This window comes from Brevibacillus panacihumi W25 (assembly GCF_000503775.1).
Taxonomy (GTDB): Bacteria; Bacillota; Bacilli; order Brevibacillales; family Brevibacillaceae; genus Brevibacillus; species Brevibacillus panacihumi_A.
Map to the genome: position 1 here is coordinate 2,346,940 of NZ_KI629782.1, position 23,150 is coordinate 2,370,089.

Below are 23,150 nucleotides of genomic sequence, written 5' to 3' on the forward strand. Positions count from 1 at the left end.
GAGACGAAGCCATTCATGAAACGTTTCAAGGTTGTTCCAGATTGTCTGGCGAATAGGCATTTCGCGGCATCGGCACGTCCGGTTTCCCTGTCGGATTGTTGTAGAGATACTGCGGAACCTTGCCGACGATCAAGGCTTCCGTGATGGGGATTCTGGTCGTGACCAATTGCTCATCGGTCGCGAACGGGATGATGATCCGCAACGTTACATCCACGTGGATATAGACCGTCACCAACACCATATTGATCCCCGCTTGTTTCATGTCTGTTTCCAGACGTGTCTTGACTGCGCCGATGGGAGCAAACGAGATCGGAACATCCGGCCCGATATGTTCGAGAAAGACGTTTTTGGTCGCCACCCCGAGCGGGATCGATGTTTGCACATCCTCCCGCTCGAACTCCTGGAGGCGATTTTGAATGCGGGAGGTCGTCTCCCCTACGATCCGGGAATACTCCTTGAAGTTGAAATTTACGGCTCGAATCACGCCGTCCTGGTCCTTTTCCATCAATACGATCTGATTGAAGTCCACTCCTTGCTGGCTGATCCGCTTGGTGACTGCATCCATGATGGCAAGCTTGGCAATCTGCTCTGCCTTGGCTTGCGCGATCAGCATCAGCGTGGGCTTCAGGCTGCGCTCCGCGATCACGAACAACAAGATCAGAATGGCTATGGTAATCAGGGTACCGGCTATGATCCGTTTCCCTCGTCTGCCCCGCCGGCCCCGCCGTCTTCTCTGAAAGCGCACTTGTGATCCCCTTCCCTGCCTGACGATGCCGATCGGCCTGGTTTATCTATGGACGAACCGTACGCATGGACGAGCTTTTCTTTTTGGGTGCTGCTTTCTTTTCTTTAGAACGTCCGCCATACAATACGCCCCCAATCCCCGCTACAAAGGTTGGAATCCCCGAGGTGACAAGGATCAAGGCCCAATCCCGGAAGTTCAGGTCAGTGGTTTTGAAGATCGGCTGCAAGGCATCGATATATACCACGCCCAATACCAGGACCAGAGAGGAGACGACCGCCCAGACCAGGTATTTGTTTTCAAAAATATTGCGGTGAAAGACGCTGTATTGGCTGCGGCAGTCAAAGACGTGGATCAGCTGCGCCATCACGAGAGTAACGAAGGCGACGGTCTGTGCATGCACCAGATCGTCCGGATTTTCGTGGAGTGTGAGCCAGAATGCCAACAAGGTCATCGCTCCGATCAAAAATCCGCGGCTGATGATTTTCCAGCCGAGACCGCGGCTGAAGATGTTTTCGTTCTTGTTGCGCGGCTTTTGATACATCGTATCCCGCTCCGCTGGATCGACACCCAGTGCCATCGCTGGCAGGCCATCAGTCACCAGGTTCACCCATAAAATCTGGATCGGCACCAGAGGCAGCGGCAGACCCAGCAGCATTGCGAAAAACATGACGAGGATTTCTCCGACGTTGGAGGCTAACAGATAGCGGATAAACTTGCGAATATTGTCGTAGATGTTGCGTCCTTCCTCCACGGCGGCGACGATGGTGGCGAAGTTGTCGTCACGCAGTACGAGATCAGCGGCTTCCTTGGTCACATCCGTCCCGGTGATGCCCATCGCGATGCCAATATCGGAGGTTTTGATCGCCGGAGCATCGTTGACTCCGTCACCCGTCATCGCTACGACATGTCCTCTGCTTTGCAGGGCCCGTACAATCCGCAGCTTATGCTCTGGCGAGACGCGAGCGTAGACGGAGACGCGCTCGGCGTATTCCGCCAGTTGATCATCCGACATATTGTCCAGCTCCCGGCCCTCCAGCACTTCCCCGTATCCGCGCGTCATCCCGATCTGGCGGGCGATGGCTTCTGCCGTCACCTTGTGATCCCCGGTAATCATAACTGTCTTGATTCCAGCCTGATGACACAGGGCAATAGCAGGTCGTACCTCTTCTCGCGGCGGATCGATCATCCCGACAAGGCCGACAAACACCAGATGGTTTTCCATCGAAGTGTGGGGCTGTCCGGAACGATACCCTTGCAGTTGACGATAGCCGAAGGCGAGAACGCGAAGGGCGCGCGCCGCCATTTTTTCGGTCTGATCCAGGACCTGATGGCGCAGAGTGGCGGAAAGCGGCTGCAGCTCTCCCTTCCAGAGAATATGCGTAGAGCGGGCCAGTATGGCCTCAGCCGCCCCTTTTGTCAACAAGGTATAGGTCCCGTCTGTTCCTTTTTCCACCACGGACATCATTTTGCGCTCCGAGTCAAAGGGGTACTCCTCTACCCGAACCGACTGCCCGTTTTTGCTGCGCTCAGAGCCTGTGCCTTGTCCTTTTGCCGCCAAGACTTTCAAGGCTCCCTCTGTCGGATCTCCCATGACATGCCAGGTCCGAGTCGTCTTGCCCATGCCCAGCAGCTTGCGAGCGCTCTGCTCCTCGCTGGTCAACGTGGCATTGTTGCAGCGATCCGCGATACGCAGAATCTGGTTCAAGGCGCCATCTCTGGCTGGCGACACCGTTTTTCCATAGAGGTGAAACGCTCCCTGCGGCTCATACCCTCTGCCGCTTACCTCGTACATGGTGTCACTGTGCCACACATGGGTGACGGTCATCTTGTTCTGCGTCAAAGTTCCGGTCTTGTCTGAGCAAATGACAGAGGCGCATCCCAACGTCTCCACTGACGGCAGCTTGCGAACGATGGCGTTGCGCCGAATCATGCGCTGTACGCCCAGGGCAAGCGCAACCGTCACGATCGCAGGAAGTCCTTCCGGTATGGCTGCGACTGCCAAGCTAACACCCGCCAGGAACATGGTAAACAGTTCATGGCCATGCCAAATCCCAGCCACGATCACTACGATGGTCAGCAAGACGGCGACTACGACCAGCATCTTACCCATTTGCTCCAGTCTGACCTGCAATGGCGTCTCGGCTTCCTCTGCTGTGTTCATCAGATGCGCGATTTTACCAATCTCGGTGTTCATTCCTGTCTCGACGACAATGCCGCTTCCTGTCCCTCCGGTGACCATCGTCCCCATGAACCCGAGGTTTTTCTGGTCCCCGAGCGGAACCTGTGCTCCGTTCGTATGCTCCAGCTTGCGGGCGGTCTTGCTGACAGGCAAGGATTCTCCCGTCAATGCCGACTCCTCAATCTCCAGTCGATTGGCCGAGACGAGACGCAGATCCGCTGGCACGCGATCTCCTGCCTCCAGCAAGACCAGATCTCCCGGCACGAGTTGGGAGGCGGGAATCATCGAGAGGTGTCCATCCCGCATTACCCTCGCCATCGGGGAAGCTAGATCCTTCAACGCTTGCAAGGATCGCTCCGCCCGCGCTTCCTGGATGAAGCCCAGTACGCCATTGATGATGATGATGGCGATAATGGTGATCGCATCCAGATACTCTCCGAGAAAGTACGAGATCAACGTGGCAATGAACAGAATGACCACCATAAAATCCTTGAACTGATCAAGAAAGACCGTATAGAGAGGCTTTTTCTTGCTCTCAGCCAACTTGTTGGCGCCTTGTTTTGCCAGCCTCCGCTCAGCCTCCTGTTGAGCCAGTCCCTGCGACGAATTGCTCTGAAGGGCTTCGATCACTTCGGTTGCTGCCAACGTGTACCATTTTCGAATGGGTTGCTGTGATTCCACCTTCATCTCCTCCATCCACTTCTCACTCTTTCTCATGTCTATGCAGACGAGCTGGAAAATAAAACAACCCGTCCTCTTGAATGGACGGGTCTGACAGGAAGCATATGATTTAGAAGATTTTCGCCACGCCAATGCAGATCAATAAGATCGGCGGAAGCCAGGTGAGTCCTGACAGCCATTTATGCTGCCCAATCCCGCGTCCCAAGGCCAATCCTGTCCACAGCAGCAAGGCGCTCATCACCGCGATGCAAAGGGAGACTAGCAGGGGCGAATACCCCAAAAACGTCAAGCTAATCCCCGCTCCAAAGGCATCCAAGGACAGGGCAAACCCCAGTATGACGGCTTCCCAGCCCATAATATGCCCTGAGCGGTCCGCATCCGCTTGGGACGGATCGCGCAGGATCTGAATCATCAAGCCAAACATGCGAAACTGCGACAACACCGTACGTTCTGGCTCTCTCTGTCCAGCAGCATCGACAGGAGGGGGAAGCTCCTCCTGACTTGATTCAGCTTGTGGAGGGGAGGAGACAAGCCGCCAAAACGTAAACAAGCCCATCGCGATCAAGACAGCAGCCCCTACCCGCTGACCGACTTCGGGGGTTAACCAGTAGGTAAGCGAGGAGCCTACCATCATGACACCGTACACCACAGCAAACGAACATCCAGACACCACGATCAGAGACAGAAATGGCATTTTCATCTTTCGCAGCCCATACGTCAAGCCAACACTGACACTGTCCATGCTGATGGCCAGGGAAACGAGCAGGAGTGATAGCCATCCGCTCATATATGGTCACCTCTTTCCCGTTGCCTACTAGGTATACGCGGAGGGCCCATCCATTGTGCATGAACATGCTATGTGGTTTGAAGCGATGCTGCTGGGAGGATCCTGGTTTGTAAATCGCCAAGCGTTCTGCATGCTGAAACGGGAATTTTCCAACTGCCAAAAAACGGAACAAGTAAAAACCAAGCGGACAACACTGTGGTAGTCCGCTTGGTTAAGGATGTAAAAGATCTTTCTGCTCTTAAGGGAATTTCAAACTCATTTAATTGTTATTTGGTTGTCAGAAGAACTATCATTACTAAAAATAATTCCCCATTTAGAGAGCCCTGCAAAAGTCCACCTACTATCTGTAAACTGAATCCCCAGTGCTTTTAGGTACTGGGGATTCATGTGTCGTGAATGTAGCTGTAGTGGGGAGAAGCATGTTTCCGATCTGCGCTACGGTCTACGTCCCGCAAGGGAGTTAAACTGTCCGCTCCACAGCGATCCTGGGGGAAGCGCAAAACGGCGCGCAGCTCCGGAGTTTATTCATAGGTTGCGCTTCTGTTTCCCCGGGCTTCGCTGTTCCGCTAGGCTGGACTCCGCCAATCGCTCCGCCTGGAAACCTGCTTCTCCTCCGAAACAGTAGGTTTTCAAAGGCTGAACCCCAGTGCCCTTAGACATTGATGTTTGTTGTACAATGAGAAGAAAACGAAAGAGTGGGAACCATTGCTACAGCCCTCTAAACAAATGACGGCATCTTTCCATGCCGAATTATACAAACTGATTCCCGAGGATCACCCATTACGAAAAATCAATGAAATCGTAGATTTCACGTTTATTCATGACTTAGTTCGTTCCTCTTATTGTGAGCATTACGGAAGACCTGCTAACGAACCAGAACTCCTGTTTCGTTTGCTGTTTTTACAAGTTCTCTACAATCTTTCGGATGAACGCATCATTCAGGAAACGCAGGTAAACCTCGCTTACAAGTGGTTTTTAGGTGTAAATCCGGAGGATAACCTTCCTGACCCCTCCCAACTGTCTCGCTTTCGTAATCATCGATTAGGAGCAGGAGCCGTGGATGAGGTGCTCATATCAGTTGTGCGTCAGTGCATCGAAAAAGGTCTTGTGAAGTCAAAGACGATCATCATGGACTCCACCCATACACTGGCAGCTTCGCAAAAACAAAAGCCACTTGAAGTACTTCGAGATGCGGCGAAGCGCCTGTTCCGTGTTGTGGTGAAAAAGCATCCCAAGCTTGAGAAGAAACTCCCGAAGTTACCGGGGTTGAGGAAAGAAGATCAAGAGGATGCCGAGAAGATCATGCTTCAGTACCTGGCTAATCTTGGGGAAACTGTTGAGTTGTTGTTGCCGGATCATGAAGGTTCCATCTCGGAGAAAGTTCGAATCGCCAAGGCCATCGTGGAAGACGAGCGTCTCCTTGCCAATAAAGGCATTATGTCGGCCATTGATCCGGATGCACGCTTTGGATGGAAGAGCAATACAAAATCCTTTTTTGGCTACAAAGAACATATCGCCATGACAGAAGAAGAGATCATTACGGCTGTGGAAGTTACTGAAGGAAGTTCGGATGACGGCAAACAATTCAAAGAACTTTTGAATCAAACCTTGGACGCAGGTATAGAAGTACATGAAGTGATTGCTGACACTGCATATTCGGGTAAAGATAATTTGGAAGAGATGAAAAGTAAGCAGATTCAACCCGTCGTACCACTTAACCCGATCGTACATAACGGAGGGCTTAGACAAGAAGGTTTTGAATACAACAAGGATGCAGACTTTGTTATTTGTCCGGCAGGACAACACAGTATTCGAAAAGCTGTCCAAGGAAGCAAGCAAAGTGGCAATAGTCGTTCTCTTGTTTTCTATTTCGATACCGAGAAATGCAAGGCGTGCCCGCTTAAGGAAGGATGCTTCAAGCCAGGAGCGAAGAGCAAAACCTATTCCATTCGGATTGTGGCGGAACATTACCAAGAGCAAATCGAGTTTGAGAACAACGATACGTTCAAGGAACGTATTTGTCGCAGACCGATTATTGAACATAAAAATGCGGAACTAAAAAGGTATCATGGGATGACCAAGGCTAAGTACCGTGGTCTCTTTCGCATGCGAATACAGGCCATACTTACGACTTTCGTCGTAAATGTAAAACGGATGATAAAATTAACAGAGAAAATGCAGTCCGCCTCCTGAGGGAGATTGAACTGCATTTTTTCGTTATTGCCCTCTTTTTTACACAATTCAATGGGGTTACTCGAGTTGCAAGCTCCAACAAGGGGATTTTGCAGAGCTCTCCATTTATCACCTTTTTTTTCTAGGGATAAGGTTAATTCATTTGGTATTTCCACACCTTTGGCTCCCTGAATTTTGTACTGAACTTTGATAGATACTACCCCATTTTCCCCCTCTTGTGTCTCAAGTATCTTAAACTCTGTGAGTTGATGTCTTTCAATAGAAGCTTTAAATCTATCCTTATCGGGCACATTGGACCCACCAAGCATTTCATACGCTTTATCTACCTCTTTATTCTTGATGGCTGCAAGATATTGACTGACAGTGTCCTCCGGTGACTCACCTTGAGTTGAACATCCCATTATCGAAATTGTTAGCAACAAGAAAACAAGCACCATTGTTAATTTCTTTTTCATAAAAACCTCCCATTTTTTGGTAGATTAGTTCTCGCAATTGTGTTACCATTCAACATTTTACCATATTTAGTAAAAATATGAAATGGAGTGATTGCTTTGACTAAAACAAAAAAGGCTTTAATGATTGGCAGTCTAGTTTTAACAATGCTTGCCCCCTCTATCGCCTCCGCCGAAGTTGGTAAAACTAACAAAGACTATGAAAAGCTTTATGGCCCAGAAAGTGGAAGCCATCGATTCTTATCGGAAAGTGAGATTAAAGAGCGACTACAAACAGAAGGTGACATAGAGATACAAGCGTCATATGGAAAAATCTTATGGTCGGCTGAATATGTGGTAAATTCTTTCTATGTAATTCCTAAAGCTGTATATGTAGCTTCGGCAACTAATAACAACATACGAATATTGTCAGATGCGCAAAAAAATACAGGGAGCAACTCAACTTATGACATTGAGTTGGTGGAATGGAATGATTGGGCAAATGGATGGGCAGTCGTACAGGAAGTTGAAATGCGTATTGGCTCAAAACAATACGAATACTTTGAAGACTTAGATGATGATGTTGATTATCGTCTTAGAGTCGTTGGAAATGTGAAAGGAATTGTCACGGTATACCAACAAACCAGATAATTCTTCGGAAAACTAACTGAAGAACTCTTTATCATATCCCCCCTTAATAGTCAGATACATCAAAAAGTCTGCACTTACTTGGGGGGATATTCTTAATTTCTTAATAGTAGTAGGAGTGTTTTGCCGTAAACTGAAATTGAGTAAAGGTAGGACATACTCATGATTCAGCTCATTTAACCCAAATGGTAATATTTCGAAGCACTCTACCTGCATTTTTAAAGGTTAACCATGCAAGATCGTTATCTATCGAGTGGTAAACGAGTTTCTCAAGTTAATTAAACTCCACATCACTGTACAGTCCTGCTATCTCCAACGCTGCCGTCTTGACTGCCGCAGCCAAACGGGCCGGTTCGAGAACCCGCACTTTATTTCGGAAGGAGAGCAAAAAACTGATCAGCCAATCCTGGTCAGGCATGGTGGTCCGGACGAGGAGAGAGCCATCCGGCTGCCGTTCAATGTCATCCTCGTCAAATCGATCCGCAACCACAGCTTTCAACGCGCTGGAGAAGTGCAGGACGACATCGACCATAGGCCCGGGGCGGTCCGGCAGCTGCCTCCATTTTTCATTCAGTTTTTCTAGCTCCATATCCCGTCGTTGGAACGTTTCTGCTTGCGTCTGCAGATCTCGGATTCGTGAGAGCCGAAAAATCCGGTAATCCTCACGTTCCAAACAATAGCCGTGCAAATACCACTTGTACCCTTTGAGGACAAGGCCCATCGGTTCCACGCGCCGCATCGTTTCTTGCCCTAGATGGTCGGTATAGGAGAAGCTAACCAGCTTTTTTTCCTTTGCTGCATGGTTCAAGACCTCATATTTTTTCCGCTCTGCCTCACTCGATCTCCAAGGCGTAAAATCGACCAGGATTTGGTCGCGATCAGCCAAACTCCCTTGTTCTGTCTGCGAGACCAAGGCGCCAACCTTTTCAAGCAACCGCTCCATGCTCGATTCACTCAGTGCTTTGGTAGATTGGAGACCACGCAGCGCAGTCAGCATGGCGATCAACTCGTCATGAGAGAGCATCTGCCGATCCAATCGGAAGCTGTCCATGATTTCATAGCCCCCTTCTGTACCCATATAGGAAACAATCGGTATACCTGCCAGACTCAAAGACTCCATATCACGGTAGATGGTGCGAAGCGACACTTCCATCCGTTCTGCCAACTCTTGTGCCTGCACTCTCTTCCGGTTTAAAAGAATGATAGTGATCGCCATAAGGCGCTCCAGTTTCATGGCCGTGCCTCCTGTACAATTCCTGATACCCCAATCATAAACCGAGTTTCATCTGGATCAAGGTATGTTTCTTGAGGGCCTGATCAATGCGATGCTGCCGGGTAGCCGTCCTGTTGTTCAGCAGGATTTAACTTCTCCTGGCTCATCATGAAAGCTGCCGCCAGCGCTAAAAAGGCCGGTATCAGACTCCACATGAAAGTCGTCACGATGGAACCGGACAGAGCATCCAGGATCACGCCCAGCAAACGAGCGTCCATCGATTGCCTGATCGCCGGGTTCAACAGGACATGCGCATCTTTGAAATCTACACCCGTGGACAATGCAGTCGCGTTGCCGCCCAACAGCTTCGCCAGGCCGCCCGTAAGGAAATGACTTTGCAGAATGCCAAAAATCGTGATGCCAAGCGCCATGCCAAGCGATCTGTTGAAATTGAGCGTCGAGCTGGCTGCTCCTCGTTGTGATGCAGGGAACGAATGTATCGCTGAACTGCTGAGGACAGAAAAGGTGGAGCCAATGCCCAGCCCGATCAGAATCATATACATCGTGATGAGAAGGCGCGGAGTATCTTTGGTCATCGTAGCGAGCAAAGCAAGACCTACGATAAAGAGGATCATCGTCGGGATCAAAATCATCCGATACGGGAGCTTTGCCATCAGGTATCCCCCCACCGTCGCTGTCACGACCGAGGCGATCATCATGGGCAACAAGACAAAACCGGCATGAGTCGCACTGCCACCCAGCACGCCCTGAACGTAGATCGGAATGTAGCCGGATGCCGTCATAAACGCCGCCCCGCTCAGCATCCCGATGAGATTGCTGGTCGTATAGAGCCGGTTGCGAAACATCCGAAAAGAAAGTATCGGCTCAACCGCACGCCTTTCTACGAATACCAGGGATACGGCAAGGGCCACAAAGCCTGCAAACATGCCCATGATCTGCGGAGAGTTCCATGCATACGCTTTTCCCCCCAGCTCCAGGCCTAGCATCAGGCATACAACCGCTCCTACCAATAAAACCGCCCCGAGAAGATCAATCTTTTGCTTGGAATGCTCCATCGATTCCTTGTAGCAGAACAGCACCAGAAAAAAAGCCAGCAAGCCGAGCGGCAAATTAATGTAGAAGATCCATGCCCAATGGAATTGATCCGTAATCAGACCGCCGAGCATCGGGGCCAGAATGCTCGACAAGCCGAATACAGCGCCAAACATGCCGGTCATTTTCCCGCGGTCCTTCACTGCCACGACATCGAACATGATCGTAAAGGCGATCGATACCATCGCCCCTGCGCCAATTCCCTGAATCGCCCGGTAGATGCTGAGCTGGAGGATCGACTCTGCTGTCCCGCAAAGTGCCGAGCCTGCCATGAACACGATGATGCCGAAGACAAAGAATCGTTTTCTTCCATACATATCCGACAGCTTGCCGAAGATCGGCATTCCTGCCATCTCCGCTACCATATAGGCGGATGTGACCCAGATAAACGAGTCAAGGCCGCCCATTTCTCCGACAATCGTGCCCATCGCTGTCGCGACAATCGTGTTATCCATCGAGGCCATCAAGATGGAGAGCAGAAGACCTGCGATGACAATTCCTACTTTGTTTTGGTTCTGAGTTGGTGCCATTTGATTTTCATCCCTTTCCGTCTGGTTTCATGCGTGATGAAGCATGTTGATGGCATGATCATAAACCACGCTTGTTGACATCTGTTTGTCAGGAATAGGGATAAAAAAAATACGGACAACCTTTTTCGTTGTCCGTATGGTTTCATCAGAACATGATATCGCTACCCTCGAACCGCCAGCGCTTCTCCAAGCAAGCCCACCAGCTTCTGCGCCTGCTCGCCCGTCGTGTCGCGCAAGGCCGAAAACTCGGTGACTTCCATCGCGACGACTCGCCGATCCTGCAGCACTCGCACGAGGAGTCGCTGCGCTTCCTCCAGGCTGAGTCCCGTCTCGCTTGGCGCATATGCAGCAGGCATCGATTCCTTGTTCATCACATCGACATCAAAGTGCACCAGTATTTTGGCATCAGGGGGGATGGACTGCATGACACGGGCCATTTCCTGCTCCATATCGCCTGCATGAAGCTTCTCCAGTGACACGATTTCTACTCCATACGCCTCATTTGGCGGCTTCTGGCAGCCGACCAGCTTGACCCGATCCGCGGTCCAGCCTGAACGCTCGATCCACATGCCCTGATCCTGCAGCAAAAACCAAAGCCCCATCCCCGCTGCTCCGATACAGCGGTTCGCCGAAGGAGCCACCGCATCGAGATGCCCATCGATGACCAGCAGATACGCCTGTTCCCCGTATCTTTGCTGGTGGGCAAGTGCGGTTCCCACGATCAGACTGCAATCCCCTCCAAGCATGAGCAGAAAATCGCTTTGGTCCATCCACTCCGCAGCTTCCTTCTGCAGCAGATCCCACAGCATGCGCGGAGCAGGCCAATTGCGAACAGGAGGAATATTGTGACGCGGCATATAGTCCGGCAGCTTCAAATCACCCAAATCTTCCACGGCCAGGCCTCTTCCCTGCAAATGCTCAACTAGCCCTGCTTTGCGCAAGGCATCAGGGGAGAGTTCAGTACCCGAGACGAAAGCACCTGCAAAATGGGGTATTCCTTTTATTTTGACGGTAATAATGATTCCCTCCATTGCGTTTTGTCCAAGAACTATTCAGAAAATACCATAAAATAGGTCTCTGAACAATGGCGCTTCCGGGTACTGGTTACACCACCAATTCAACCGCCACCTGATCTCCATACGCAAAGCGGGTCGCGATATCAGTCGAAACCTCCCATTCTTCCTCACCCACCTGAATGGAATAGAGCAGCTCCCTACCCTGAAACTGCACGTGCTGCACACGCCCCTTCACCCCGTCCTGGCCATCGTGCCATGGATGCAGCCGGATCTGGTCCGGTCTGACTGGCAGCACCTGCTCGCGTTGAAAAGGAGTGAGATCCTGCGAGACTCGCACAGGCAACGAGGTTTGTCCCTTACGTTCCAGCAGGAAGGTGGAGGAGTCGGCCCAGCTCCCTTTGACGAAGTTGGCGCGGCCGACGAATTTGGCGACAAAGGGCGACTGCGGCTCGTAGTAAATTTCGTGCGGCGTACCCGCCTGCTCTATTCGGCCGCCCCGCATGACGATGATTTTGTCCGCCATCGCCAAGGCTTCGGATTGGTCATGCGTCACGTAGACAATCGAAGTGCCCAGCTCCCGGTGAATATGCTGGATCTCCTTGCGCATCTGAATGCGCAACTCGGCGTCCAGGCTACTGAGCGGTTCATCCATCAGAAGCAGCGTCGGGTTGAAAACGATCGCCCGCGCCAGTGCCACCCGCTGTTTTTGCCCGCCCGACAACTGGCTCGGGTAGCGCTTCTCCATCCCGCCGAGCCCCACCATCTCCAGCATCTGCGCCACTCGCGCACGCGGATTTTGCTTGTACTCCTCCGGGACATGCTGCTGATGCCGCAATGGAAAGGCCACATTGTCGTAGACGGTCAGATGAGGCCAGAGGGCAAACGACTGGAACACCATGCCGATGCGCCTTTGCTCCGGCGGCATCCGCCTGTCTTGGTCTGCGACAAGCTCCTGGTTCAGCCAGATTTCCCCGCTCGAAGGAGACTCGAAGCCGGCCAACAGACGCAGCAGAGTCGTCTTGCCGCAGCCGCTGGGTCCCAGCAATGCGACGAATTCGCCTTTTCCGATATGCAGATCGATCCTGTGGAGGGCAACCACCTCGCCGAACCGTTTGGATACACCCATTACCCTCGCTTCATTCATCCTTCTACTCTCCTTTGCCAATATCGCTTCCACAATCCTCCGATCGCCAACAGAATCAAAATGGCTGTCACGATCAACGTGGAAAGGGCTGTGCTCAATGTAGTAGAACCCGCCTGTTCAAAGCCGAAGATGACGACGCCGATCGTCTGCGACCCGGAAGACCAGAGCAGAGAGGATATGGTCAGCTCGGTGAAGGCTGTCAGCATGACGAGGAATAGACCCGTCAGCATCCCCGGCGCATACAGCGGCAACAAAATGCGGCCCCATCGCGTCCACAGCTTGCCCCCGCTGATGCGCGCCGCTTCCTCCACTTCCCGACCGACCTGCAGGATCGAGACGGTGCTGCTTTTCACCTGCAGGATGAAAAAGCGCGTCACATAGGCAATCAGGATCATCCAAACTGTGCCGTAGATACCCGGCTGCCAGCCCGGAATTGGCTCCATCCAGGTCAGGATCATCGCCAAGCCAACCACCATGCCCGGCAGTGCATACGGCAACGAGACAGCGCCCTCCAGCATTTTCCCCAGCTTATGGGGACGCTGGACGCGCCAGTAGGCAAACAACGTCCCCACGATCAGACAAAGAGCACCTGTCAAACCAGCCAGCATGAGGCTGTTGCCCAGCGCTTCCCGCGTCCCGGCATGATCCCGCAGCACAAAGAGAAAGTGCTTCCAGGTCAAATTCTCCGCGAGAAACGGCAGACCATACGCTTTGATAAACGCCGTCGACGCCATGGAGAGCAGCGGCAGGAAGCTGGTTATCAATAAAAAGAGTCCTACTGCTCCCTCTGCCAGGAACCGTTTTTTTCCCAGCGTGTAGCGGACAGAGCGATCCTCTGCACTGGTCTGATCGACTCGGCTTTTGCGCAGCAGCAGCCATTGCAGACCCGTCCCGCCCAAAGCGATGATCCCGAGCAGAATGGACAAGACCGAAGCTCGACCGAAGGCGCTGGGACCAAAACCGATCACCTGCTCATAGATCAGCGTGCTCAGAACGGGAATGCCCGCTGGGATGCCCAATAATGCAGGGATGCCGAAGTTGTCCAATCCCGAAATAAAAGCGAGCAAGCCTCCACTGGCGATCCCGGGCAATGCGAGCGGCAGGGTCACTTGCCCGAGAACACTGCGCGAGGAAGCGCCGCACGAACGAGCCGCCCATTCCAGCTCCTTGGGAATGCGATAGAGAACCGAGAGCGTCAGCATGTAGACCAGCGGATAGTGGCTCAGGCCCATCACGACGATGATCCCGTCCAGTCCGTATACATTCCACAGCTCCACAGGAAAGCCCATCAGCCAACTGGCGAATCGGTTCAAAACACCGGCAGGTCCCGCCATTTGCGTCCAGGCCAACGTCATCACGTAGGAGGGAATCAACAGCGGCAGCATCGCCATGACGTGAATCGCTCCCTTGAAGCGAATATCGGTATACGCGCAAAGCCAGGCGAGCGAGACACCGATTACAAGCGCTAAGACAGTGGACAGAACGGCTGCAGTCAAGGAGTGGTAGACCGCTGACCACGTCCGCGCATCCGCCAACAACTCGGAAAAGATGCCGAGACCCAATCCCGCTTCTGTTTTCACGCTCAGGATGACCAGCTTCCACAACGGATAGACGAAAAAGAAGGCGACTGGCAGGAGCACCAGCCATCCAGCCGCCTTTTCCATCGGGAGGGGGGCAGTCCATAGACGTCTCCGCCCCTCAGCCTGTCGTTTTGTGAGTGTGGTCTGCCAATTAGTTGCCACCCATCATCTCTCCAAATTTCTTTTTATCCGCTTCACGTGATGCCTCCAGCTCAGCGATATCTGCAGACAGCACCTTGATTTCCTCTAATGACTTGAGTCCCTCTGGCGCCTCTACCCCTTTGCGAATCGGCGTGTAGCCGAGGTCAGCTGCCAGCTTTTGCCCTTCCTCGGACAAGACGTAATCCACAAAGGCTTTTGCTGCATCGGGATTTTGCGCCCCTTTCAGGATGCCGATCGGCTCTGTGATCACGGGCACGCCTTCACTTGGATAGATCAATTCGACTGGAGATCCCTCTTGTTTCGCACGGGCTACCATGTAGTCTACGACGATTCCGTACTCCTTCTCACCGCCAGCCACGCTTTTCAGTACGGCTCCATTGCCCTTGGATACCGTCATTTGATTGGCTTTCAGTCCCTCGAAATAATTCCAGCCAAACTCGCTTTGCCGGGTAAATACCCCGAGATTGTAAGCAGCTGCACCAGAGTACAGCGGGCTTGGCATGACGCCTTTTCCGGCTGCTTCCGGCGCGGTCAGAACCTTCCAGCTATCCGGCAATGTGCTGACCTTCTGGGTATTCACGCCCAAGACGGTCGCCATGACCTTGGTTCCGGTGTAGGAACCGTCTGCATCCTTGAGCTCGGCAGGAATCTGCTCTGCCTCGGGGGAGGTGTACGGCATCAGCAAATCCTGTTTTTTCAAACTGGCAAAGGTCGGGGCATCGGCTACCAACAGCACGTCTGCCTTCACCTGTCCCGCCTGGGCTTCCGCCTGCAGACGGCTGATCACTTCTTCTGTGCCGGAACGGAACAGCTCTACCTTCACTTCCGGATGCTTTTTCGCAAAACCGTCAATCAGTGCTGCTGCATCGGCATCGGGCTGGGACGTATAGAAGCTGAGTGTGCCCCCGACTTTTGCCGGCACAGGCTCAGCAGCTTGATTGTTCGTTTGCGGCGCAGCTTCAGGAGAAGGGGTTGCCGCCTGAGGAGATGACGATGAAGTACCGCAAGCAGTCAAGCCGATTACGGAGACGGCTGCAAACAAAGACAAGGTCCATTTGCGCAAAGCGATTCGGTTCATTTTCGGTTATCCTCCTTGGTTTAGAGCGTTTATGAGCGTTGCACGGTCGATTGAAACCACTTGCTGATTTTGCTTTTCATCGCGATATTCGTCATGTTCAACTGCAAAGGAGTGATCGTAATGTAGCCATCCCGCAATTTGTAATAATCCGACTCTTCCTCTTCCAAATGAATCTCTCCCAGCGTGTCGGAGAGCCAATAGCACAAATACCCCTGCGGATCGTTCAAACCGACGTACTGATAGCGCAGAACGTCCATGGCAAGAGGAGTGACAGCTACTCCCTTGACCATCTCTTTGGACAGATACGGCAGATTGATATTCAGTACCGTGTCCGCGCTGAGCTTGTGGCGAAACAAGGTTTCAAACACGTCGTACGCCAGGGTTTCCACCAGGTTGTAGGAAGCGTTGGGCTTCAAGGTAGCGAGCGAGACGGCGATAGATGGAATCTGGTACATCGCCCCTTCAATGGCTGCCGAGATCGTTCCGGAGTAAAATACATCCCGCCCCAGATTGGGACCGCGATTGATCCCCGACACGATCACGTCCGGCTTCTCCTTGAGAATGACTTCGAGCGCCATCTTGACGCAGTCGGCAGGGGTGCCATTGACCGCCCAGGCTTCCAGAGACGTATCGAAAAAATTCACTTTATTCGCCTTCACCGGCGACTTGAGGGTGATGGCATGGCTGATCGCGCTTCTTTCCTGATCGGGACAGACGATCGATACATTTCCGAAAGACTGGAGTGCCTGTGCCAGACAAAGCACGCCATTGGAGAATATGCCGTCGTCGTTGGTGATGAGAATGTTCAAAACAGTGATTCCTCCTATTCAAAAAGAGACACAATGGCTTTGTTCGAGATACAAGAGATTTTGCTTGAGTACGGAAAGCTCGCGGGAATCATCCCAGCCTTCTACGATGATGGGTCTTTCTTTTTCCCAAATAAGCGGCCAGATTGCCTCCAGGTCGATGCTCCCGGTTCCAAGCGGCACATGCAGCTTTTCGGCGGTAGCATCACTAATATGGATTTTGTCGATGTTTTCCAATTCATGGTAAAAACTCGTCAAAGAACAGTTCAGCGGGACGTGCGCAATATCGAACGTGGCTGTTGTCGGATAATCCAGGGCAGCCCGCAGACGATTCAGTTCTTCCGGCGTGACCACCAGTTCCTTGGGAAGCGGTTCAATATGTTCGATGGAGAGCGTCAAGCCTCTGTCCATCGCTTCGCGAGCGAGCCTGTTGAGACTGTCGATCAGGATGGGTTCATGCCAGCCTCTGGTCTTGGCCGATAGAGTGACCCGCCCCGGATGGATCGTGACACTTGCTGCGCCGATCTCTTTCGCCAAATCCAGTGAGCGCCTTACCTCCTGGATCGATTGCTCGCGAATTCCCTTATTCAGCGAGCATAGATTCAAGTCCCAACTGGCGGCGTGCAAAGTCAGCTTGCATCCCGTCCGCTTGGCGGCATCCCGAATCTCCAATGGGCTGCTGCGGTGGAACCAGACGTGCTCCGCCCATACCTCCATTCCGGCAAAACCGTACTGACGACCAATCAAAATCGCCGCTTCGACGGGATACGCCCACATCAAAGTTGACGAAACAAACAACATGTCCACCACTCCCTTGCCTCTACCGGTATCGGAACACTCCCGATCGGACTCGGGTTGCGCGTGCCATGACCGTGAAAGTCGCTCCCGCCGGATCGGACCAAATGATGCTTTTTGGCCTCGCGCTCCCAATACGCCATCTCCGCCAAGGAATGGCGCGGATAGTACACCTCAATGCCGTCAATTCCATAGTCCAGCAGATTGCCTAGCTGCACCTCGAACGGATATATGCCCGGGTGAGCCAGGATCGCAATCCCCCCGACCTCATGCGTGGATTCGATCGCCTCACGCGCTGAAAAGGACGGTCTCGGCACATAGGCCGGCGAACCTTTTCGCAGATAAGCATCGAACATGGCCTGGGGGGAACGTCCATAACCGCGTTCGACCAAGGCTTCGGCGACATGGGTACGGACGATCACGCTGCCTTGGGCCCGAGCCAGACATTCTTCCTGAGTAATCTCCAAACCAAGCCGATTGCAGCGCTCCACGATCTCGCCAATCCATTCGATCCGCTCTTGCTGCCGCTTGTCCATCAGGTGGAGCAAACGCGGATCAGCAATGTCGATACCGTAGCCGAGGATGTGCAGCTCTCCCTCGGGCCCTTCGGTATTCCACTCAATCCCCGGAATCAGGTGCAGATCCAATCTTTTTGCCTCTTCCCGCGCTTGCAGATAACCGTCTACCGTATCGTGGTCCGTGATCGCCAGGTATTCTACTCCCCTCGCCTTTGCTTCAAGCAAAAGCTCGCGCGGGGTCAATTTTCCGTCGGAAGCGGTGGTGTGCATATGCAGATCCATTCTTCTCCAAGTCCTCCCTTTTCCCACCGTCGTCTTGATTGATTACCTTTATTGTAGAATGGGATTTTTAACGGCATGTGAAGGGGGAAACAAGGTTTGATGAAAGCCCGGCGGCCTATTTTCCCAGGCCCAAGCGGACGGGTGAGCCGGAATGTTAATGCCCTGTAAAGGATTTGCAAAGTCTTTACAATTTCACTCTTGTTCCTACTAAAAAATGCTCCAGCCCGACATTTATCATCGGACTGGAGCATTTTTTTGCATCATCTTACTTCACATCGTAGCCTTGGTCTTCAATGGCTTCCTTGATTTTCTCCAGCGATACTGCGCCTTCTTCGTAGGAAACCTCCACTTTGTGGCCAGCCAGGTCTACTTTTCCGCTGGCCCCGATTTCCTTCAAGGTTTTCTCGATCGTCATAACGCAGTGGTTGCAGGACATTCCTTCTACATTCAGGGTGATTGTTTTCATTTTTCATCTCTCCTCATTTGTATATGTTGATGTTTTGAATAGCAGAGTTACAGCTTCACGCGCTGCAGACGCAGGGCGTTGAGAACGACGGACACGGAACTGAACGCCATCGCCGCACCCGCCAGCCACGGAGCGAGGAAGCCAATTGCCGCTACCGGGATGCCCAAGGTATTGTAGGCCAATGCCCAGAACAGGTTTTGCTTGATGTTGCGGATGGTTCGCTTGCTCATCACGATGGCGTCGGCTACGCTGGTCAGCTCGCCGCGCATCAGGGTAATATCGGCCGCTTCCATCGCCACATCGGTTCCTGTCCCGATCGCCATCCCGATATCGGCCGTAGCCAGAGCAGGCGCATCGTTGATCCCGTCTCCGACCATCGCCACTTTTTTCCCTTGCTCCTGCAATTTTTTTACTTCCGTCGCCTTTCCTTCCGGCAGCACTTCGGCAATTACATGATCGATTCCTGCCTCGCGGGCGATGGCTTCTGCCGTCTGACGATTGTCTCCCGTCATCATGATGACAGTCATGCCCATCTCCTTCAAGCGCTCGATGGCTTTGCGCGAGCTTGGCTTGATGGTATCCGCCACGGCAATCAATCCGGCCAGTTGACCGTCTACCGCGGCCAGCATTGCGGTTTTGCCCGCCTTTTCCAAAGACAGCATTTGCTCCGCCACGGGTTCGAAGGAAATCTGATCGCGTTCCATCAGACGGCGAGTGCCGACCAGCACTTCATGCCCCTTTACGACAGCGCGGATTCCATAGCCAGGAATGGCTTCAAAGGAGGTCGTGTTCTCCAGCGCCACGCCTTCTTGCTCCGTAATTCCCTTTACGATTGCTTGCGCCAGGGGATGCTCCGAATTTTTCTCGGCTGCCCCAACAAGCTCCAAAAATATTTGTTTCGAGAAGTCTGCGTAAGGAAGGACATCGGTCAACTCCGGCTCGCCCTTGGTAACGGTACCCGTCTTATCCAGTACAATCGTATCCAGATGATGGGCCGTCTCCAAATGCTCGCCGCCTTTAAACAGGATGCCCAATTCCGCTGCACGCCCTGAGCCTGCCATGATCGAGGTAGGTGTCGCCAGCCCAAGTGCACACGGGCACGCAATGACGAGGACGGCAATCGCTTTTTCCAGCGCTTCCGGGAAATTACCGGGAATAACCAGCAGGAACCAGATGAGAAATGTCAAAACTGCGATCCCGACGACGATCGGAACGAAAATGCCGGAAATACTGTCGGCCATGCGCTGGATCGGCGCTTTTGAGCCCTGCGCCTCCTCTACTACACGGATGATCTGCGCCAAGGCCGTCTCCTTGCCTACTTTCGTCGCCTTGATTTTCAAGACGCCGTTCTTGTTGATCGTGGCTCCAATCACGTTGTCGCCAGCCGCTTTGTCGACCGGGATGCTTTCCCCCGTCAGCATCGATTCATCTACAGCGGACTGCCCTTCCAGTACCACGCCATCGACCGGGATCTTTTCTCCGGGTTTGACCTGCACCAGATCACCAGGTCGTACTTCCTCGACAGGAATGACGATCTCTACACCGTCGCGGATGACGGAGGCAGTCTTGGCCTGCAGTCCCATCAGCTTGCGAATCGCTTCCGAGGAGCGCCCCTTGGCTCTGGCCTCGAATAATTTCCCCAGCAGAATCAGGGTGATCAGTACGGCACTCGTTTCGAAGTAGAGATCCAGCATCTGCATATGAGAACCAATCGAGCTGATTGTCACATACAAGCTGTAGAAGTAGGCCGCCGACGTGCCAAGCGCTACCAGAACGTCCATATTGGCACTTTTGTTGCGCAGCGCTTTGTACGCCCCGATGTAAAACTGTGCGCCAATCACGAACTGGACTGGTGTCGCCAAGGCGAGCTGCACCCAGGGATTCATCAGGATCTCAGGCAGCCAGATGAACGACGTGAAGGAAAAGTGAGAAACCATCGACCACAGAAGGGGCAGAGACAAGATCGCCGAGACCCAGAACTTCCTCGTCTGCCGCTTGATCTCGATCGTCCGGCGATCCTGCTCGGCTCCCGAGTCTCCTTCATCCCGCCGTGCAGCCTGATAGCCCAATTTCTCCACTTGGCGGATCAGGTCAGAGACCCCTACATGGCTGCTGTCATACTCGACGGAGGCGGTCTCCAAGGCGAGGTTCACATTGGCTTTCAACACGCCCGGCAGTTTGTTCAGCCCTTTTTCGATTCGGGTCGCACAGGCAGCGCAGGTCATTCCGGTGATCGACAGCTCCACCTTATCCGCTGCGACCGAGTAGCCCAGCGATTCAATCTTCCCGCGTATCTCATCCACGCTGGTTTTCGTCGGGTCGTAGACCACTGCTGATTTCTCCAGCGCCAGATTCACGTTGGCCGTCTCGACGCCATCCAGCTTCTTTAATCCCTTCTCGATGCGAAGAGCGCATGCGGCACACGTCATTCCCGCTATGGGAAGGGTTGCTTCTGCAGTTTTAGCACTCATCAGGTATTCCCCCATCATCCATACCCTCCAGGGGTATGTTTTCAGTTATTGTTCCCCGAAAGCTGATTGCTTATCATGATCCCATTTTACTGTACCCCCCTTAGGTATATCAAGGGGTTTTTAAAAATAAATGGGAATCTGCATGCCCTTGCAGGCTGCAGGGCCGGTAATGGGCGCCTTCCTGTTCAAACTGGGGGACAGCTGACTAGAATTCCCGGCCAGTAATGTGTACAAAAAGAAAGAACGCAGGAACTTGTACCCGCGTTCTTTCTCCATACTTGCTACTTGCTTTTCGCGTTGTAGGCCACTGCAATTTGCGCGGCAACCGCAGCATTGTGCCGCACCAGGGCAATATTGGTTTGCAGGCTTTTTCCGGCTGTCAGCTGCTTGACCTTGTCGAGCAAAAATGGCGTCACTTTTTTCCCAGCGATGTTGTTTTGCTTGGCTTCGTCCAAGGCTTGCTGGATGACTGCTTCGATCTTGTCATGCTCAAGCGCGTCGGATTCCGGCACGGGATTGGCGATCACGACACCGCCGTTCAGGCCCAGCTTCCATTTGGTATCCAGCAATGTTCCGACCTGTTCCGGTGTATCCAGACGGAAGTCTACGCCGAAGCCGCTCTCGCGGGCAAAGAAGGACGGGAACTCATCGGTGCGGTACCCGACGACAGGCACTCCATGTGTCTCCAGGTATTCGAGCGTGCGGCCCAGATCCAGGATCGACTTGGCACCTGCGCAGACGACCGCTACATTGGTCCCAGCCAGCTCCATCAAATCGGCGGATACATCCCAGGTCACTTCCCCTTCGCGATGGACTCCACCGATTCCTCCGGTAGCGAATACGCGGATGCCTGCCAATTGGGCCGCAATCATCGTAGCCGCGACCGTCGTAGCTCCGATTTTTCCGCTCGCCAGAATATACGGGAAGTCGCGACGGCTTACTTTTTCCACGGATTTATTGGTTGCAAACTCTTCCAATTCGCTCTCGGACAGACCGATTTTGATCTGACCGTTCATGATGCCGATTGTTGCGGGAACAGCGCCGTTGTCCCGAATGATTTGCTCTACTTCCTTCGCCATTTCGATGTTTTGCGGATACGGCATCCCATGAGAGATAATCGTCGTTTCCAAAGCCACCACCGGCAGATTGTTCTCCAACGCGTTACGCACTTCGTCTGTATAACTCAGATAAGCTTTCATTCCTTATCGCTCCTTTTCGTATTGTTCGACGATCTCTTCCAGTTGTTCCGGCTTGAGCGCGGCGGCGACGGATTGCTCTGTCTGCAGCGCGAGGGCCGAAGCTGCCAGCCCGAGACGCAACGCTTTGGGGAACGGCTCTCCGTTCACAACCCCATACAGCAATCCCGCAACGAAAGCATCGCCTGCTCCCGTCACATCCACGACTTCAGTCGGATACGGCAGCACATGCTCGGACATTTCTTCTGATTGGCAGTAAATGCCTAGTTCTCCCATCGTAACGATCACGTGCTTCACGCCACGCTCGCGAATGATGGCACAAGCTCGGGCGCAGTCTTCAAGGGAATGAATCTCCATTCCTGCCAGCAATTCCGCTTCTTCGCGATTGGGCAGGATCGCTTCGACACCATCCAGTCGAGCTGGGAGCTTTTGCGCTTTGGCCGAGGAGACCGGATCGATAAACAGTGAAATCTGCTCCTGCTGACAACGCTCTATGATGTACGCCAGGCAATCCGCCGGTACATTGGTATCGAGAAAAACGGCATGGGCTGCTGCGATATGCGGCCATCTTTCCGCAAACATCTCCGGTGTCAGCGCATCGTAAATGTCCATGTTGGCGAGGGAGACCACCATCTCGCCATCGATATCCAGCAAAGCCGTATACGTTCCCGTCCTTTGGGTGGGAAGCCGCCAAATCGGACTGAGATCAACGCCATGTTTTTTGGTTTCCTGGACGATCCACTCCCCTTCCTTGTCCTCTCCGATGCAAGTGACCAAGGAAGTGTGGCAGCCGAGTCGACCGAGATTTTCCGCGATATTGCGAGCGACACCCCCGCATGACTCCGTAATCGTCACAGGGTTGGAGGAATGCAGCCGGATTTGCTGCTTGCCTCGCGCTTTCCGGTCCAGATTGGCTCCGCCGATGCAGGTGATCAAGCCTTCATCACGCAACACATAGGCCCTCCCCTTGATCTCGCCCTTTCTGGTCAACTGGGCGATGTAGCCCGCCACAGCAGAACGGGATATGCCGATCAAGTCCGCCAAATCCTGTTGGCTGATAAATGGATTGTGCCGGATGTGGTGCAAAATCTGCTTTTCTTTGTCCACGGTCTTCCT

19 protein-coding genes are annotated in these 23,150 nt (G+C 53.0%); 3 read left to right on the forward strand and 16 right to left on the reverse strand.

The window, feature by feature from the left end:
- Positions 1 to 25 precede the first annotated feature (25 nt).
- The 3 genes from yunB to ytaF all read right to left on the reverse strand — a co-directional run bounded on the left by yunB (position 26) and on the right by ytaF (position 4,392).
- Positions 26 to 745: a sporulation protein YunB gene (yunB, locus tag T458_RS40510; protein WP_023556771.1), complete on the reverse strand. Its 720-nt coding sequence runs from the start codon at positions 743 to 745 to the stop codon at positions 26 to 28.
- 46 nt (positions 746 to 791) lie between these two features.
- On the reverse strand, positions 792 to 3,611 hold the full coding sequence (locus tag T458_RS40515) for a calcium-transporting P-type ATPase, PMR1-type (RefSeq protein WP_031305723.1): 2,820 nt from the start codon (positions 3,609 to 3,611) through the stop codon (positions 792 to 794).
- A gap of 103 nt (positions 3,612 to 3,714) precedes the next feature.
- A complete protein-coding gene (ytaF, locus tag T458_RS40520) occupies positions 3,715 to 4,392 on the reverse strand; it encodes a sporulation membrane protein YtaF (protein ID WP_023556773.1) in 678 nt (225 codons plus the stop codon).
- Positions 4,393 to 4,447: 55 nt separating this feature from the next.
- Here ytaF and T458_RS57465 point away from each other — a divergent pair, with 55 nt between their 5' ends.
- The 3 genes from T458_RS57465 to T458_RS40530 all read left to right on the forward strand — a co-directional run bounded on the left by T458_RS57465 (position 4,448) and on the right by T458_RS40530 (position 7,667).
- Positions 4,448 to 4,594: a hypothetical protein gene (locus T458_RS57465; RefSeq protein WP_023556774.1), complete on the forward strand. Its 147-nt coding sequence runs from the start codon at positions 4,448 to 4,450 to the stop codon at positions 4,592 to 4,594.
- Positions 4,595 to 5,097: 503 nt separating this feature from the next.
- On the forward strand, positions 5,098 to 6,585 hold the full coding sequence (locus T458_RS40525; RefSeq protein ID WP_031305725.1) for an IS1182 family transposase: 1,488 nt from the start codon (positions 5,098 to 5,100) through the stop codon (positions 6,583 to 6,585).
- Between the two features lie 551 nt (positions 6,586 to 7,136).
- Positions 7,137 to 7,667: a hypothetical protein gene (locus T458_RS40530; protein ID WP_023556776.1), complete on the forward strand. Its 531-nt coding sequence runs from the start codon at positions 7,137 to 7,139 to the stop codon at positions 7,665 to 7,667.
- Between the two features lie 271 nt (positions 7,668 to 7,938).
- Here T458_RS40530 and T458_RS40535 read toward each other — a convergent pair whose 3' ends face one another.
- The 13 genes from T458_RS40535 to T458_RS40595 all read right to left on the reverse strand — a co-directional run bounded on the left by T458_RS40535 (position 7,939) and on the right by T458_RS40595 (position 23,141).
- Positions 7,939 to 8,898: a helix-turn-helix transcriptional regulator gene (locus T458_RS40535; RefSeq protein ID WP_023556777.1), complete on the reverse strand. Its 960-nt coding sequence runs from the start codon at positions 8,896 to 8,898 to the stop codon at positions 7,939 to 7,941.
- An 83-nt stretch (positions 8,899 to 8,981) separates the two neighbouring features.
- Positions 8,982 to 10,520, reverse strand: coding sequence for an MDR family MFS transporter (locus T458_RS40540; protein ID WP_023556778.1), 1,539 nt, complete (start codon positions 10,518 to 10,520; stop codon positions 8,982 to 8,984).
- A gap of 161 nt (positions 10,521 to 10,681) precedes the next feature.
- Positions 10,682 to 11,551, reverse strand: a complete 870-nt coding sequence (locus T458_RS40545; protein WP_023556779.1) for an arginase family protein — start codon at positions 11,549 to 11,551, stop codon at positions 10,682 to 10,684.
- 73 nt (positions 11,552 to 11,624) lie between these two features.
- Positions 11,625 to 12,680 carry an ABC transporter ATP-binding protein gene (locus T458_RS40550; RefSeq protein ID WP_023556780.1) on the reverse strand — a complete coding sequence of 352 codons (1,056 nt, stop codon included), beginning with the start codon at positions 12,678 to 12,680 and terminating at the stop codon, positions 11,625 to 11,627.
- A complete protein-coding gene (locus tag T458_RS40555; protein ID WP_035316087.1) occupies positions 12,677 to 14,422 on the reverse strand; it encodes an ABC transporter permease in 1,746 nt (581 codons plus the stop codon). Before T458_RS40555 ends, T458_RS40550 begins: the two co-directional genes overlap by 4 nt.
- The gene (locus tag T458_RS40560; protein WP_023556782.1) at positions 14,412 to 15,500 is read right to left on the reverse strand and encodes an ABC transporter substrate-binding protein; all 1,089 of its coding nucleotides are present in this window, start codon (positions 15,498 to 15,500) and stop codon (positions 14,412 to 14,414) included. The genes T458_RS40555 and T458_RS40560 overlap by 11 nt, the downstream gene beginning before the upstream one ends.
- 29 nt (positions 15,501 to 15,529) lie before the next feature.
- Entirely contained in the window at positions 15,530 to 16,309 is a 780-nt protein-coding gene (gene surE / locus T458_RS40565; protein WP_023556783.1) for a 5'/3'-nucleotidase SurE, read from the reverse strand.
- Between the two features lie 18 nt (positions 16,310 to 16,327).
- Complete coding sequence (locus T458_RS40570; RefSeq protein WP_023556784.1) at positions 16,328 to 17,107, reverse strand: sugar phosphate isomerase/epimerase family protein; 780 nt, start codon at positions 17,105 to 17,107, stop codon at positions 16,328 to 16,330.
- Positions 17,083 to 17,901, reverse strand: a complete 819-nt coding sequence (locus T458_RS40575) for a PHP domain-containing protein (protein ID WP_023556785.1) — start codon at positions 17,899 to 17,901, stop codon at positions 17,083 to 17,085. Before T458_RS40575 ends, T458_RS40570 begins: the two co-directional genes overlap by 25 nt.
- A gap of 265 nt (positions 17,902 to 18,166) precedes the next feature.
- Positions 18,167 to 18,367: a copper ion binding protein gene (locus T458_RS40580; protein WP_023556786.1), complete on the reverse strand. Its 201-nt coding sequence runs from the start codon at positions 18,365 to 18,367 to the stop codon at positions 18,167 to 18,169.
- Positions 18,368 to 18,414: 47 nt separating this feature from the next.
- Positions 18,415 to 20,838 (reverse strand): heavy metal translocating P-type ATPase, encoded by a 2,424-nt coding sequence (locus T458_RS40585; protein ID WP_031305727.1) that lies wholly within the window; start codon positions 20,836 to 20,838, stop codon positions 18,415 to 18,417.
- Between the two features lie 281 nt (positions 20,839 to 21,119).
- Positions 21,120 to 22,037, reverse strand: coding sequence for a pseudouridine-5'-phosphate glycosidase (locus tag T458_RS40590; protein WP_023556788.1), 918 nt, complete (start codon positions 22,035 to 22,037; stop codon positions 21,120 to 21,122).
- 3 nt (positions 22,038 to 22,040) lie between these two features.
- Positions 22,041 to 23,141, reverse strand: coding sequence for a carbohydrate kinase (locus tag T458_RS40595; RefSeq protein ID WP_023556789.1), 1,101 nt, complete (start codon positions 23,139 to 23,141; stop codon positions 22,041 to 22,043).
- Positions 23,142 to 23,150: the final 9 nt, after the last annotated feature.